Below are 15014 nucleotides of genomic sequence, written 5' to 3'. Positions count from 1 at the left end.
GCTAGCGTTATTTTTTGTTATTAAACCTTGGCTTGAGCAATCGGGTCGCCGTATAAGTGGCAGTTTGAGAAACGACCAGGTTCAATTTGACGCAGCTGAGTTGGTACTCGAGTACAAGCTTCGTGGACGCGTTCGCAACGAGCTTGGAAGCGGCAGCCTTGAGGAACTTCTAGTAAGTTCAAAGGGTTGCCTGGAATACCAGTCAATTTGGTTTTAGGACCAGTTAATGGAGGGAAAGAGCTACCCAAACCTTTAGTGTAAGGGTGGTAAGGACTTTCCAGAATTTGCTTAGAAGGCGCGACTTCAATCAGTTCACCCGAGTACATGATGCCGATGCGGTCAGAGAACTCGACCATCAATGACAAGTCATGGGTGATGAACAAAATGGAGAAGCCAAACTCTTCTTTAAGTGCATAGATCTTCTGCAGAATCTCACGCTGAACCACTACGTCTAGTGCCGTCGTTGGTTCATCCATGATGATCATTTTTGGATTCAGAGCCAAAGCAATAGCAATAACCAGACGCTGACGCATACCACCAGAGAACTGGTGCGGGTAATCGTTTAGACGGCTAGGGTGGATATCTACGATTTCCAATAAACCTTCAGCGCGAACTTTCGCTTGAGCACGAGTCATATTGGTATGACGCATGATTACGTCACAGAACTGCTCTTCCATAGTAAGAACTGGATTCAAAGCGTTCATTGCGCTTTGAAATACCATCGACATCTCGCTCCAGCGGAAGGCTTGCATGCGGTCATCGCTGTATTTGAGGATATCTTCACCGTTGAAGATAACCTCACCACCTGTGATAAACGCTGGCGGCTTATGAAGGCGCATTAGCGAGAATGCAACGGTTGATTTACCACAGCCTGATTCACCGGCTAGGCCGAATACTTCGCCTGGTGCAATATCAAAGCTGACGTTGTTACAGGCGCGGACATCGCCCGCGTCTGTAATGTAGTCTACGCATAGGTTACGGATAGAAATTAGTGGTGCAGTCATGATTATTTATCTCCGCTCCATAGTGCATTTTGTGGTGCCAATTCTGGCTCACGTTCTTTCTTGTCTTGTGATGCCAATTTCTTCCAACGCTTCATACCTTTGTGAGAACGAAGCTGAGGGTTAGCAATTTCATCTACTGCGAAGTTCAGTAGAGCAAGACCTGTAACCAGTAGAGTCAGTGCAATACAAGGAGCTAGTACTTCCCACCATGCGCCGATAAGCATTGCAGACGAAGTCTGTACGTTGTACAGCATGATGCCCCAGCTGATGGTATTTGCGTCGCCTAGACCTAGGAACGAGATTACCGCTTCTGTGTTGATTGCTAGCATTACCGAACCGATGAAGCTTGCGCCCACGATAGGGATAAGGTTTGGCAAAATCTCAACGAAGATAATACGGAACGACGATTCACCCAGTACTTCAGCGGCTTTCACAAACTCTTTCTCGCGCAGTGCCATCGTCTGAGAGCGAACGACACGGGCGCCCCAAGCCCAGGAGGTACCAGCGATGATCAAGGCAATGGTGAGCGGGCCTGCCTCCCCAATGAAAGCAGCAAGTACGAACAATAGTGGGTACTGAGGAATTACCAGCATGATGTTCATTGCTGCACTCAAAATGTCATCGACACGACCACCAAAGTAGCCAGCTGAGATACCGATTACCGTTGCTAAGAAACACACAATAATGCCAGCGCCAAAGCCAACACCTAGCGATACTCGAGCACCGTAAGCCACTTGAGACCAAACATCACGACCCATACGGGTTGTACCCATAACATGATCAGCCTTCTTAGACATGATCAGTGTGCGACGGTCATCAGCAAGGTTTTTCGCGACCCAACCATCAGGGTTATTCTGCGCCTGCTTCACAACAAAGCCCGGGTACTCATGTGGATTACCTGTACGTTTGTCAGGAGCATGCTTGGTAATTAATGGTGCGGCAATTGCCACGAACAGGAACACAGTTACGATACCTAGGCCAATACGTGCGAACGGGTTGCCCAGAATTAGTTTGAATAGATCTTTCATGATTATTTGCCTCCCTTACGTAGGCGAGGATCTAGAATCATGTACAGCATGTCAGCCATTAAGTTGAAGCACAGCATGAACATGGTCATGATGATTAGCTGACCTTGAAGTACTTGGTAGTCACGTGCGTGAATTGCGTTTAGAAGAACGGTACCTAGACCCGGGTAGTTGAAGATCATCTCGATAATTAGCTGACCACCAATCGCCATACCTAGTGACATGGAAAGTGCTGTCACACTTGGTAGAAGAGCGTTACGTGCAGCGTAATTGAATACTACGCGGTTTTCGCTCAGACCCTTACCTTTTGCCATTGTGATGTAATCTTCAGCAAGAAGGTTGATCATGTTGTTACGCATGTTTACCAGGAAGCCACCAATCTGAACAATCGTTGCACAGAATAATGGCAGGATTGCGTGGTAACCAACGTCTTTTAGGAACTCCCAGCTAGTCCAATCTGGAATAGTACCTGGAGTGTAAGCGTAACCTGATGGGAACCATTTCAGACCGATTGAGAATGTAAATAGCGCTAGCATTGCGATAACCATTTGTGGAATCGCTTGAACAATCAGTGTGCCTGGCGTAACGAAAGCATCATATTTGCTGCCACGCTTCCATGCCGCGAAGATACCTAGTACAGAAGCAATCGAGAACGAAAGTACTACTGCAGTACCAGCAAGAAATAGTGACCAGCCGAATGCACTACCTAGTAGGCTGTTAACTGAAAGCGGGTAAAACTGAATAGAAGTACCTAGCTCCCAGCTTAGAATGTTTTTGATGTATGACAGGTATTGAATGTAAATAGGACCATCAACGAAACCTAGCAACTCTTTCATTGCTGCGATTCTTTCTGGCGTAACCTGTACTGAAGCGTTAGCGAACATCATGGTAACTGGGTCACCAGGCATTGCTCGCGGAATAATGAAGTTTAACGTCGCTGCAACCAAGAGCGCGACAAGATAGAACGACAAACGTCTTAAAAAATAACCCATAACTCACACCTTACTCACCCAGATTTTTTCCCTGTTTCTGGTTTCAGGTCGCTCCTAGCGAAATTTAGAGCGAAAAATCCCCTGACGACGAGCGCCATATGTTGCTTTGGTCACGAGGGGATTTTTTATAGGCGGCACACGGAAGGTGTGCCGCGAGGAATGAACTTCTACTTATTTAACCGGTTTTAGGTCCAGTACGTGAAGTAGACGCTCTGGGATACCAGCCCAAATGTTTGGACGGCCCTTAGGATTTTCTTCGTTCCACCAACCAGTGAAGCGAGTTGTGTTGTATTGGTACATGTAAGCACCAGACATCACAGGGATAGTTACTTGGTCTTGAGCGATGATTTGCTGAATACCGTGAGCAATCTCTAGCTGCTTCTGCTTATCAGCTGTTTTGTAGAAGCTGTTAAGTAGACCATCTAGTTTCTCGTTCTTGTAGAAGTGCATCGCGAAGCGAGGCATACCGTCACCAGATTGCAGTTTAGAGTTGTAGCCGCTATCCCAGTACAAGTGTGGATCTGCGCCGTGGAAGTAGTTGGTGTACGCCACGTCGTAAGTACCTTCTAGCATCGCTTGGTTGTACACAGAGAAATCTGGTGTACGAGCACGAGCTTTGATGCCTACTTCAGCTAGTTGTTCAACTGCTAGCTGTACTGTGTTGTTGAAGTCTGTCCAACCGTTTGGAGATTGAATTAGAAGTTCAAAAGATTTGCCTGATGGAGTATCAACGAAACCGTCTTTGTTTACGTCTTTAAAGCCAGCTTTTGATAGAAGCTTCTTAGCACCTTCAACATTGTACGTGTTGTAGCCTTTGTACTTGTTGTGTGTTGCTTCGTCAGACCATGCTTCGAATGCGTAGCCTAGACCAGATGCGAAGTCATTCACTGTACCGCCGCCGTAGAATGCGATATCGATAATAGTTTGACGGTCAAGTGCCATAGAGAATGCACGACGGAAATCAACGTTTGTTAGCGCTTCATTTTTAGCTGCGTCTGGGTTCTTGAAGTTCACAACAAACGCTTGAGTGCCTGAAGGCGGGTACCAGTAGTGGTGGCTAGGGCTTGCTGCAGCGTAAGTACGGTCGATATCAGGAACGAATGAAGACGTCCAGTCCATTTCGCCGTTAACAATCTTACCTAGGAACTGGTCGTTGTTCGCAATTTGAGGAACACGTAGACAGTCTACATCTAGGTTAGCTGCGTCCCAGTAATTCGGGTTTTCACACTGGATGTATAGCTGAGGAGTGAAAGTATCGATTTCTGTAAATGGACCAGAACCTACAGGGTTTTCGTTAGTGAATGTTGATGGATCTTTCACTTTGCTCCAAACGTGCTTCGGTACGACAGGTACTTTTGCAATTTCGTAAGGAACGTTTGAGTTCGCTTCACTTAGACGGAACTTCACTTGGTAGTCGTTAACTTTTTCAACACCAGTAACCCAAGAGTTGATACCAGATTGGTCTAGCTCTGGTTTCTCTTTTACTAGGTTGAATGAGTAAACAACATCATCAGCAGTAAATGCTTTACCGTCAGACCACTTCACGCCTTTACGAATATCGAAAGTTACGCTCATTAGGTCATCGGCCATTTTGAAGTTTTCAGCTAGGCGGAATACAGGAGTGTTACCATGCATTTCGTTGAAAACTACCAATGGCTCGTAGATGAAGTCTGTTGTTGTGTGCAGGTTAGTTGCACCCAAGAACGGGTTAAAGTTACGAACAAAAGTTGTAAACTCTTTAGGGTGGATAGTCAGCTCACTACGTTCAGCTGCTGTTGCTACTGATGCGAAACCTGTAGTAGCAGTGGCAATAATTGCTGTTGCTAGTGCTGTTTTTTTAATATTGGCAAGCATAGCTGTTCCTTACTATTTGCTTTCATTTCACTAATGGAATTGAATGTCATCAATTGATAAACACTCTCTAAGGCCTACCTCTGTCATTACAACTGAGTTCTAGAGTGGCCTGTAGGCCTTAGGCAGGACTAAGAAAACACCTTATCTACTAAATAATCAAACTCGATTCCCGTCAAAAACGTTAAAACGCATTAAATCTCCGTTATAAACGTCATTTCTGATTTAATTTTGCTCGTTGAGGGTGTTTTTTGAACATTGATATGCCTCGCAGTTTATATGCTGGTAACTTTACCTTGTTAGTGTCTACTAACTCTGAGTGTGTTGTTTATGCAGGCTGTTTTGTCTTTTTATTACATTGGCGATCTGGCTCACAACGCAAAATAACGTTAATTAATTAGGTGAAATTTAATCTGCCGTTCTGTTGTGATTGACTTCTCAATCTGTATCAATTGTTGGCGAAATAAGCTCGTTAATAGAAAAATAGGGCTGATTTACTCAGGAAATAACGAAGGTAAGGGGGCTTTTTTTATATGGTAAATGAAGTGATTTTGAGGTGCGTTTTACTTGATTTGAAGGTGACCACAAGCTGCAATCCTGCACACTAAATATCTGTCTAGTCAGCTCTTTAAAAGACGCTTTTGTTAACTTAGTTCCAATCTGCTTGGGCAAGCTAAGATGAACTTAAATCGCGTTTATATATCTGAGTAGCTTCTGGCTTGAGGGGTAGGAGCTTTGTTACCTATTTGAATTAAGGAAAGCAACTCAAAGTTACTTGGGTAGAGATAAGTGAGCAAATAGAGTGGCCACGTTTATAGAGTAAAAAAAAGCCCCACCGGGCTGGTGGGGCTATTTAACAAATTGGCTAGCTAGTAAGTAACCTCTGCAGTTTATCGCGCTGTGCCTCAATATGGCTGCGATCAGGGCTTTGTTCTTTACAATGTTCAAGAATAAACTCTATAGAGCTTAATACGGTTCGCCAACGCGGTGTCTTCGGTAGCGTCTCAATACGTAGGTATTTATCTAAGGTTCGTGTTTGGAGAGTACTTCTGTCCAAGTACACTCGCCAAAGACCGCTTTGTTCAGCAAAAGCAAATTTACTCTCACCAGTAGCAGACTCCCAGTAATCTAGGGCGTGAATCATGGTATCAACCAGTATTTCTCGCATCAGATCCTGCTTATCTTTCTTATTGCCTAAAGCTTTATCTGCTAAGCGTGTAAACTCACCACCAAGCTCTTTCAACTTCTGCAGTTGGTCTTTATCGCCATCGAATGCGTAGCTAGACAACACTTCAACTGCTGTCTCAAGGTTGTAAATGCGAGTCGCGCTTGCCCCCCCACCAACGTTAAAGATGTACATGACGTCAAGGCCTGAACCTTCAGGAAGCTTGAGGATATCCGCTTCAATATTTTGGCGAACATCTTCAACATAAATATCAATTTTTCCGCAGTAATGAGGCTGTTTAACGGTTAAATATTTCGGAGCGATAAGCTCGTCTGCAGAAGAGCGTCGCAACTGTTCTAGACTGCGCTTAAACAGCTTGCATGCAGCCTCGTTGGCAAATCGAATACGTTGGTCTTCCCGTAAGCATATGATCGCTTCAGGAGCGGACTCTAGCTGCTCTAAAAGTCGCCCTTGAGTTTCTAGCAAGCTAGCTTCTACTTGAGCGCGTTGCTTTAGTTCATTTTCAAGCTGCTTATTCTCGATTCGACGTTGCTCTGCCTTACTCGCGGTTAAATGTGCTTGAATCCTTGCTGCTAACTCATGCTTATTAAATGGCTTGGATAAATAGTCATTCGCGCCGGCTTCAAATCCTCGAACACGATCTTCAGTTTGACTAAGGGCTGTGAGCATAATGACCGGAAGCTCTGCATGATCGTAGTGTTTGCGTAACTCGCTACATACTTGATATCCACTCATGCCTGGCATCATGATATCAAGTAGCAGAAGCTCCGGTTTTTCTTTTTCGACAAGCTCTAGGGTTTCTGGTCCGTCCGTTACCGTTCTTACCCGATAGCCTTCAAGTCGCAAGAAGCTTTCAAGCACTCGTAGGTTTACTGGTTCATCATCAGCAACATACAGTAGTGGCCCGTCCGGGTTTTCCGGTAATGATGGTTCCTCGTTAACCTCCACTCCATTTTCTGGAACTTGGAAGTGGCCACGAACTGAAAGGTTTTGACTCAGAGAGATTTCATCTTCACTCGCCATCGGTAGTGTGAAACTAAATGTGGTACCGACCATCGGTTGACTACTCACATAAAGAGAGCCACCCATAAGTTCAATCAGTTGACGACTGATTGATAGACCAAGCCCAGCCCCCTGGCGGTATCGGGTGGAGTCTTGACCAGCTTGAATCAGAGGTTCAAAGATGTGCTCTAATTGCTCAGCTGGAATCCCTTGTCCGGTATCCACTACTTGAACTCGAATCTGATCGTCTATCACACCGGCTGAGATAACAATCTTGCCTTCAGATGTGTACTTAATCGCATTACCAATAAGGTTATAGAGAACTTGTTCTAAGCGCTGAGGGTCGGCCGATACTGGAACAAGATCGCTAGGAACTTGATTGATAATCCGAATTGTTTTGTTACCTAGCAAGTGGCTAGATAGCTCAAGAACGAGTTGCGTTGCACTTGGTAAATTAACGGCAGACTTTTGAATATCCATACTGCCGTAGCGCATCTTATGGTAGTCAAGTAAGTCGTCAACTAGGCTAGCAAGTCGTTGGCCACTCTTGATAATAATATCGAGCTGGTATTTCTGGCTTGCAGGAATGACTCCGTTTGCTCCAGAAATTAATGTTTCGGCAATGCCAACCATCCCATGTAATGGTGTTCTTAACTCGTGAGATGTGGTGGCTAGAAATTCATCTTTGAGCTTATCAGCGAGCTGTAAATCCTCATTTTGCTTTTGAATGAGTTTAATGTTGCTTTCCAGTTCCGCATTTTGTTGTTTAATCGTCTGGATTTTTTCGCGAATAGAACGCTGCATTCGTTCGAAGCTGATTGCAAGGCGACCAATTTCGTCTTTTCGCTCAGTATTAAACGTCGTTTCATCAAGATCCCCGGCGGATACTTTCTCTGCTGCCCAGGTAAGTTTAAGTAGAGGGGAGGTGATAAAGTTAGATAAATAGTGCGATGCGATAATCACCAAAATAATGGCGATCAGCATGGCAATTACGAATAGCTTTTCTAACTGATGTACGCGAGTAAAGGCTAGCTTTTCTGGTAATTGAACAACGAGAGCCCAAGTAATTCCCCGATTGCTAATTGGTGCGAACGCAGCCATGATATCTTCACCTATACCATTAGTGTAGGTCTCCACGCTCGTTTCACCTTGTAGCGCCTTATCAACCACGATTAAGCTATTGCTAATTTCGTTACTTTTGGTGTTGATTGTCCTTGGCTTATGATCGGAGCCAACCAAAAGAGTTTCGATAGGTGTGTCACGGTTGATCTCTGCTATTAATTTGGTTATTCCGTTGCTTGGTAAGCGGAACATTGCATAGCTGTGCAAGTAGCCTTGTTGGATAATTGGAGCACCAAGCCAAGCAATCTGCTTCCCACTTTCTACTTCAAAGTCAGAGACCACAACTGGCGTGTAGTCTTCATTCACTTTACGGCGAGCATTCACATCCTCAGATAGGCGTTTAAATGTTCTACCCAAAGCGGCGTCTTTGTATCTTCCTGTCAGCAGGTTAGTGCCGTAGTTGTCGTCTTTGTTGATGGAGTACGTCACATTGCCGTCAATATCGACCAGCAGAATGTCGTTGAAATCAGAGCGTTTCAACAGCTCAAGATATGCCCAGTGATAGCGTTTGTGCAGCAGGCGGTAACGCTCGCTACCGACGTAGTTCGAAGACTCCGGCAAAATTGACGTTTTTATCTGGTCACCGCTGCCTTTTATATAGCGTTGCTGTGCATTTTCACGAGACTCTTCTTCGTCTTGACCCAAGCGATTAAATGCATTCACAAGACCATAGAAGCGTCCACCACTTGCGTACGCAAGCTCAGAACGAACAAAGCCCATGACTTCGGTTTCTTGAGCAGCAAAATAATCTAAGATCTGTTGCTGCTTAGTATCACGAACAGAAAGAAGATGAGATGTACTCTGCTCTTGTAGATCTTTACTGTGAGATTGTAGGAAGAAGATCGCAGTAATCGTTAGAGGCGTAATACTTAAGACCAGAAATGCGGTCATGAGAGTATTCTGCAGTCGCTTAAATTTCTGCTTTTTGTAAAACTTAAACATGGGATGGTTACAACTCATAAATCGGTAAGTTGTTGAAGATAAGACTTACCTTGGTTCTCGTTAAAAACGGATAAGAAGTTAATTCGTTAGAATTAACAAAATTAACGAGTTTTTTTTCTTTGACAAGAAAGTTGGTTGTAAACCGTGCTGAACAACGCAAATTTTCGTGGGAGAGGCTATTAAAGTGCGAATAACGCACAGTAATCCTACTGTGCGTTATCAAGAACGTTATTTTTTCGCGTAATAAATAGAGAACTTGTTGGTCTTATTTAGCGTCTCGCAATTATTGAATGCTTTCTCAATAATTGGCGGATACTGCAAGAAACTGTTCGCCACAATGACCATTTTACCGTTGGCCGTCATATACTTTGGTGCTTGACCTAACAGAGTTTCTGCTGCGTTGTAGTTGGTGTCTAAGCCACTGTGGAATGGTGGATTGCTGACAATAAAACGGTAGTCTTGAGCCGTGTCTGAGTAGATATCTGAGGCAAAAACACGACCTGATAACCCATTCGCTTCGAGTGTTGCTTGGCTAGAGGTAATCGCATAAGCGTTAATATCACACATCTCAATCGCGATCTCTGGGTTGGCTTTAGCCATAAATGCGCCCAGCACACCTGCACCGCAACCGAAGTCGAGTACTTTGCCAGACAATTTAGGCAGAGTCTCAAGCAGTAAACGGCTGCCTAAATCAAACTCGCCATGGCTAAATACGCCAGGAAGGCTCTTAACGGTAAGTGATTGCTCACCTAGTGTTACTGTATAGGTTTTAAACCAATCCAGTTGATTGAACGGTTTTGGCTGGTTAAGGCAAGTACCCCAGTAGAATGAACAGCGACGAGCGGTGTCGTACTTTTTCACGGGACCATAGTCTTTGAACATCTTCTCGATGCTCTTGATGCCAGAGCGGTTTTCACCGACTACAACGATTTCTGTGTTGAGACCTAACTTAGCCATCAACATTGCCAAAAGGTATTCTGCTTCTGCCTTAGCTTTAGGCCAGTATAAAAGCACCATGTCTGCTTGTGTCTCAACATCAAACTCTGAACCAAAGTGACTCTTCACTTTGTCCGATGTACGGATTTGACGGTAGTAGCTGTAGTTAGAAGTAAATACTTCCACAGACTCACAGTGACTGACTAACTCGAGAGGGAACAAGTCTTCAACTTCACCCGCGACTAAAACGTGTTTTCCATTGAAATACTCGAGTTGGCGCTGAGCGATTTGGCTAGGAGCGATATAAGCAGACATAAATTTAGTTCATCAGAAATAATTAGGGGCAGATTTTCGCACAATCTGCCCCAAGCTTGAAGTGATTAAGCTGCGACTAGCTGTTGTCTTGCTGGTTGAGGAAGTCTTTGAATTCTTCTTCGTAGATATTGAACAGCACCATGGTTACGGCAAAGATCAGTGGACCGTAGATAAGACCAATTAAACCGAATAGATGCAAACCACCTAGTAGGGAGAAGAAGATCATCAGGGTGTTCATGCCGGCACTGCCTTGCATTAATAGTGGGCGTAGTAGGTTATCTATCGAGCCAACCACGAGCACACTCCACACCGTTAGGAATATAGCCCAAGTTGTGTCGCCAGTTAGGAACAAGTAAGCAGCAGCTGGAATCCAAATTAATGCCGTGCCGACGACTGGAATAAATGAAGCAAAACCCATCATGGTACCCCAGAACAATCCTGGGAATCCTGCGAGCCACATACCGATACCGCCAGCAAAACCTTGCGCAATTGCCGTTAAGAATGAGCCCATTACAGCTGACTTCGATACTTGTTCAATCTCGGTCAGAATCTTGTCTTCTTGGCTGCGCGAAAGCGGCAGAATATGGCGCATTGCCGAAATGATTTTATCGTGGTCACGCAGTAGGAAGAACAACACAAACAGCATCAGGAAGAAGTCCATCAGGAAGTTGGTTGCGTCCCCTAGGATTTTTGCACTGATAGCGACAAGGTTTGAACCGAATGATGTGGCGAATTGCCCAATCTTTTCTGCGATGGCTTGTGGTTCAATTTTGTCAAAAGGTAAGTACTCATTAACCAGTGCTAACCCTTTGACAACCCAAGGGTGTTGGAAGATATCTTGGATACCACCATTGGTTACCCACTTGTAGGTGTTTTGCGAAAATACCGACCCTTGCTGCACGATAGCAGCAAATACAAACAGTAATGGAATCACAATAATAAAGGTGAGAACCACACAAGAGAGCAGTGAAACCAAGTTTTTGTGGTCTGGCAGTTTTCGTTCGAACCACTCATGTATTGGGAACATAAGCAATGAAATGATAAACGCCATGACGATCGAGTTGATATAAGGCTCGACCAATAAATAGCAGGCAAAAGCAGCGGCGAGTAGCGCAACAACTAGCACTCGATGACTCGACGTGATTTTTACATTATTTGGCATGTGATTAATCCAATTTACGGATGATTTACGTTTACGCCTTATACCACAGCGCAAAACATTTATTACTTTGCACCGACGATTCTTTCAAGCTTATGACATAGCTGAATTGGGAAGGAGCAATTGACCTTGTTATAATGACCACAAATCAGATGGTTATCAATCAAGAGATGGAAAAATGGGTTGTTGTAACAGTGATAAGAAATGCCAGAGTGACAAGAAGACTAAACGCATTCCTTGGTTTGGGATTGTTCTTGGGGTACTCGCCATCCTTGTGATCTTTAATTGGCAAGCATAAACAGATACTAAAAAAGGACCGAGAAGGTCCTTTTTTGCTATGAGTGTTCCAGTAAAAGAAGGCTTATTTAGCCTCTTCTGCCAGAATTGCAAAACAGCGGTCAGCTGCTTCTAGCGTTGCGTCGATTTCTTTTGAACCATGAGCTAGAGAAGTAAAGCTTGCTTCGAATGCTGATGGTGCAAGGTACACACCGTGTTTTAGCATTAGGTGGAAGAAACGTTTGAAGCGCTCAACGTCACACTTAGTCACGTCTTCGTAGCAAGTTACGGTTTCTTGATCTGTAAAGAAGAAACCAAACATGCCGCCCACTTGGTTTACTACCATTGGGATACCGTGTTTTTCTGCTAGCGCTTTAAAACCTTCAGCAAGTTGTTTTGTTTTCGCAGCAAGACGCTTCTCGTTACCTTCTTCTTTTAGAAGGTTCAAACATGCAAAACCCGCTGCCATCGCTACTGGGTTACCAGAGAGTGTACCGGCTTGGTAAACAGGACCTGTTGGTGCAACGTATTGCATGACCTCTTTACGACCACCGAAAGCACCTACTGGCATACCGCCGCCGATCACTTTACCTAGTGTGGTTAGGTCTGGTTTGATGTTGTAGTGTGCTTGTGCGCCGCCTAAAGCTACGCGGAAGCCAGTCATTACTTCATCAAAAATCAGTAGTGCACCTTCTTGGTCACAGATTTCACGTAGACCTTCGTGGAAGCCGTCTACTGGTGGGATACAGTTCATGTTGCCTGCTACTGGCTCAACGATGATACATGCGATCTCACCTTTGTTTGCCGCAAACAACTCACGTACTGAATCTAGATCGTTGAATGTAGCAGTTAGCGTGTGCTTAGCAAAGTCAGCAGGAACGCCAGGAGAGCTTGGTTGACCTAGAGTCAGTGCGCCAGAACCAGCTTTCACTAGTAAGCTGTCTGCGTGACCGTGGTAGCAGCCTTCGAACTTCATGATCTTGTCACGACCAGTAAAGCCACGAGCAAGACGGATAGCACTCATGGTCGCTTCTGTACCAGAGCTTACCATGCGGATTTGTTCCATTGATGGCACTAACTCAGACACAAGCTCAGCCATTGCTATTTCCATCTCAGTTGGCGCACCGAAACTTAGACCACGTTGCGCAGCATCGATAACAGCTTCACGGATAACAGCATGGTTGTGACCTAGAATCATTGGACCCCAAGAGCCAACGTAATCAATGTACGCTTTACCATCGGCATCAAAAATCAGTGCACCGTCTGCTCGTTCGATAAATAGCGGAGAACCGCCAACGCCGTTGAATGCACGAACTGGTGAGTTTACACCGCCAGGAATGGTTTGCTGAGCCTTTTGATATAGCTCTGATGATTTGGTCATGGGGTTATCCTCTTTTGATTGCTCGGACCAAGTGGAGCGCATTGTACCTAGCTAATCTCAAGTTAGAAACGTTTTGGGTAATTTATGTGTAGTCTTGCGGTGTAATCTTACATATCAGCATCTGATCTAAAGAATCGTCGGTGAATACTTGAACGAGTTGGTCAGGTATTGGATAATCGCTCTAATTAGCATAAATTTGACGTCTTGCTTCAGGCTTGACGCATTACACGAGTGAGAGAGGTCTTCGTGAGCGAAGTAAACGTACCATTGTCTTTTTCTGATGCTGCAGCATCACGCGTTAAGGCGTTGATTGCAGAAGAAGAAAACCCAGCACTGAAGTTGCGCGTATACATTACGGGTGGTGGCTGTAGTGGATTCCAATACGGCTTTACATTTGATGAAAGCGTAAATGAAGGCGACACAACAATCGAAAATAGTGGCGTAACACTGGTTGTAGACCCAATGAGCCTGCAATACTTAATCGGTGGCGTGGTTGATTACACGGAAGGTTTAGAAGGAGCGCGCTTCTTCGTCAATAACCCGAATGCAACGACAACTTGTGGTTGTGGTGCATCATTCAGTGTTTAATTAACACGACAACAGGCAGCCAATTGGCTGCCTGAATTTTACGTAGCAGGAAGTCACGTAAACACGCTCTTCGCTTAAAAGGCAGTTGAGTGAATAAAATAAAAAGGACTTTATATGTCTGGAGTTTCTCTCGGACGACGCCTTGTCGAACGTCCATGGCTAGTTTCTTTAACGCTTATCATCGTGCTTGCTGCGTGGCTTGCTATGGGGCAACTCAGGGCACAAGACGAATCAGCCTCTTCTCAATCTTCCCAATCTGATAACACACCTGTTGCTAAGGTGATGTTTAACTCTTTTAAAGCGCAACCGACTAGCAAAACAATTGAACTCTACGGTCGAACTGCTCCCAACCGCCAAGCTCGTCTAGGGGCGGAGGTGGCCGGGAAAATTGTCAGTTTGAACGTACAAAAAGGACAACGTGTCAAACAGGGGCAGGTGATTGCCAACATTGACGAGCGCGACCTTGATATTCAACTAAAACGTGCTAGAGCCATGTTGCGCGTGAAAGAAAAAGAGTTCAAAGCGGCAGAATCTTTGAAGAACCGAGGTTTACAAGGTGAGGTTGCATTTGCCACTGCACAAGCCGCGCTAGTTGATGCGAGAGCCAGTCTCAGTAATGTTGAAACGGCATTAAAAAATACCAAAGTTCGAGCGCCATTTGATGGCATTCTTGACCATAGATTCGTTGAGGTGGGTGACTTTGTTGGTGTCGGAGATCCCATTGCGACTGTGATTGACTTAGAAAAGTTAGTTATTGAAGCGGATGTCAGTGAGCGTCATATCCAGTACTTAAAAGAAGGTCAACAAGCTGATGTTCGAACTATCGATGGTGTTCATCATCAAGGCATCATCCGTTATATAGGACGAGTATCTTCTACTGCTACCAATACATTCCCAATAGAGATCGAGATTGAAAATCGAGAGAGCGTCATGCCTGGCGGGATCAGTGCGGAAGTCGTGTTGTCTTTGAGTGAAGTCATGGCAGTGAAAGTGACAGCTGCCATGTTGGCTCTGGACGAAGAAGGAAACCTTGGCATCAAAACGCTCCGCAATCAGCATGTACACTTTGTTCCAATTCAGCTTGTCAAAGCTGAGAAAGATGGAGTTTGGTTATCTGGCTTAGGAGACCAAGTCGATATCATCGTACTAGGGCAAGGCTTTGCACGTGATGGTGATTTAGTCGTAGCGACCAAAGTTGATGACGTCATTGACGCCGTAGATTCGCAGTAGGAGGC

At 44.9% G+C, this 15014-nt stretch carries 10 protein-coding genes; 2 read left to right on the top strand and 8 right to left on the bottom strand.

The window, feature by feature from the left end:
- Positions 1-20: 20 nt before the first annotated feature.
- The 8 genes from ACTS60_RS13670 to hemL form a co-directional block, all read right to left on the bottom strand.
- Complete coding sequence (locus ACTS60_RS13670) at positions 21-1004, bottom strand: ABC transporter ATP-binding protein (protein WP_010450116.1); 984 nt, start codon at positions 1002-1004, stop codon at positions 21-23.
- 2 nt (positions 1005-1006) lie between these two features.
- On the bottom strand, positions 1007-2032 hold the full coding sequence (locus ACTS60_RS13665) for an ABC transporter permease (RefSeq protein WP_038884263.1): 1026 nt from the start codon (positions 2030-2032) through the stop codon (positions 1007-1009).
- Between the two features lie 2 nt (positions 2033-2034).
- Entirely contained in the window at positions 2035-3021 is a 987-nt protein-coding gene (locus ACTS60_RS13660; protein WP_038884262.1) for an ABC transporter permease, read from the bottom strand.
- A 171-nt stretch (positions 3022-3192) separates the two neighbouring features.
- Positions 3193-4875 (bottom strand): ABC transporter substrate-binding protein, encoded by a 1683-nt coding sequence (locus tag ACTS60_RS13655; protein ID WP_440888676.1) that lies wholly within the window; start codon positions 4873-4875, stop codon positions 3193-3195.
- Between the two features lie 862 nt (positions 4876-5737).
- On the bottom strand, positions 5738-9124 hold the full coding sequence (locus ACTS60_RS13650) for a response regulator (protein ID WP_440888675.1): 3387 nt from the start codon (positions 9122-9124) through the stop codon (positions 5738-5740).
- A gap of 228 nt (positions 9125-9352) precedes the next feature.
- Entirely contained in the window at positions 9353-10375 is a 1023-nt protein-coding gene (rsmC, locus tag ACTS60_RS13645) for a 16S rRNA (guanine(1207)-N(2))-methyltransferase RsmC (protein WP_440888674.1), read from the bottom strand.
- Between the two features lie 76 nt (positions 10376-10451).
- On the bottom strand, positions 10452-11537 hold the full coding sequence (locus ACTS60_RS13640) for an AI-2E family transporter (protein ID WP_440888673.1): 1086 nt from the start codon (positions 11535-11537) through the stop codon (positions 10452-10454).
- Positions 11538-11895: 358 nt separating this feature from the next.
- Positions 11896-13191 (bottom strand): glutamate-1-semialdehyde 2,1-aminomutase, encoded by a 1296-nt coding sequence (gene hemL / locus ACTS60_RS13635; protein ID WP_440888672.1) that lies wholly within the window; start codon positions 13189-13191, stop codon positions 11896-11898.
- A gap of 246 nt (positions 13192-13437) precedes the next feature.
- Here hemL and erpA point away from each other — a divergent pair, with 246 nt between their 5' ends.
- Together erpA and ACTS60_RS13625 are read left to right on the top strand one after the other, a co-directional pair.
- A complete protein-coding gene (gene erpA / locus ACTS60_RS13630) occupies positions 13438-13779 on the top strand; it encodes an iron-sulfur cluster insertion protein ErpA (protein WP_005449174.1) in 342 nt (113 codons plus the stop codon).
- 114 nt (positions 13780-13893) lie between these two features.
- Entirely contained in the window at positions 13894-15009 is a 1116-nt protein-coding gene (locus ACTS60_RS13625; protein WP_440888671.1) for an efflux RND transporter periplasmic adaptor subunit, read from the top strand.
- Positions 15010-15014 lie beyond the last annotated feature (5 nt).

The organism is Vibrio sp. WZ-1 (assembly GCF_052037695.1).
GTDB lineage: Bacteria > Pseudomonadota > Gammaproteobacteria > Enterobacterales > Vibrionaceae > Vibrio.
The sequence above is the reverse complement of the archived record's forward strand: the minus strand, read 5'-3'. Positions and strand labels throughout refer to the sequence as shown.

What these genes read in the sequence shown, in the direction of transcription:
- ACTS60_RS13670 (WP_010450116.1), bottom strand. Translation starts at nt 1,004, where the DNA reads ATGACTGCACCACTAATTTCTATCCGTAACCTATGCGTAGACTACATT.
- ACTS60_RS13665 (WP_038884263.1), bottom strand. Translation starts at nt 2,032, where the DNA reads ATGAAAGATCTATTCAAACTAATTCTGGGCAACCCGTTCGCACGTATT.
- ACTS60_RS13660 (WP_038884262.1), bottom strand. Translation starts at nt 3,021, where the DNA reads ATGGGTTATTTTTTAAGACGTTTGTCGTTCTATCTTGTCGCGCTCTTG.
- ACTS60_RS13655 (WP_440888676.1), bottom strand. Translation starts at nt 4,875, where the DNA reads ATGCTTGCCAATATTAAAAAAACAGCACTAGCAACAGCAATTATTGCC.
- ACTS60_RS13650 (WP_440888675.1), bottom strand. Translation starts at nt 9,124, where the DNA reads ATGTTTAAGTTTTACAAAAAGCAGAAATTTAAGCGACTGCAGAATACT.
- rsmC (WP_440888674.1), bottom strand. Translation starts at nt 10,375, where the DNA reads ATGTCTGCTTATATCGCTCCTAGCCAAATCGCTCAGCGCCAACTCGAG.
- ACTS60_RS13640 (WP_440888673.1), bottom strand. Translation starts at nt 11,537, where the DNA reads ATGCCAAATAATGTAAAAATCACGTCGAGTCATCGAGTGCTAGTTGTT.
- hemL (WP_440888672.1), bottom strand. Translation starts at nt 13,191, where the DNA reads ATGACCAAATCATCAGAGCTATATCAAAAGGCTCAGCAAACCATTCCT.
- ACTS60_RS13625 (WP_440888671.1), top strand. Translation starts at nt 13,894, where the DNA reads ATGTCTGGAGTTTCTCTCGGACGACGCCTTGTCGAACGTCCATGGCTA.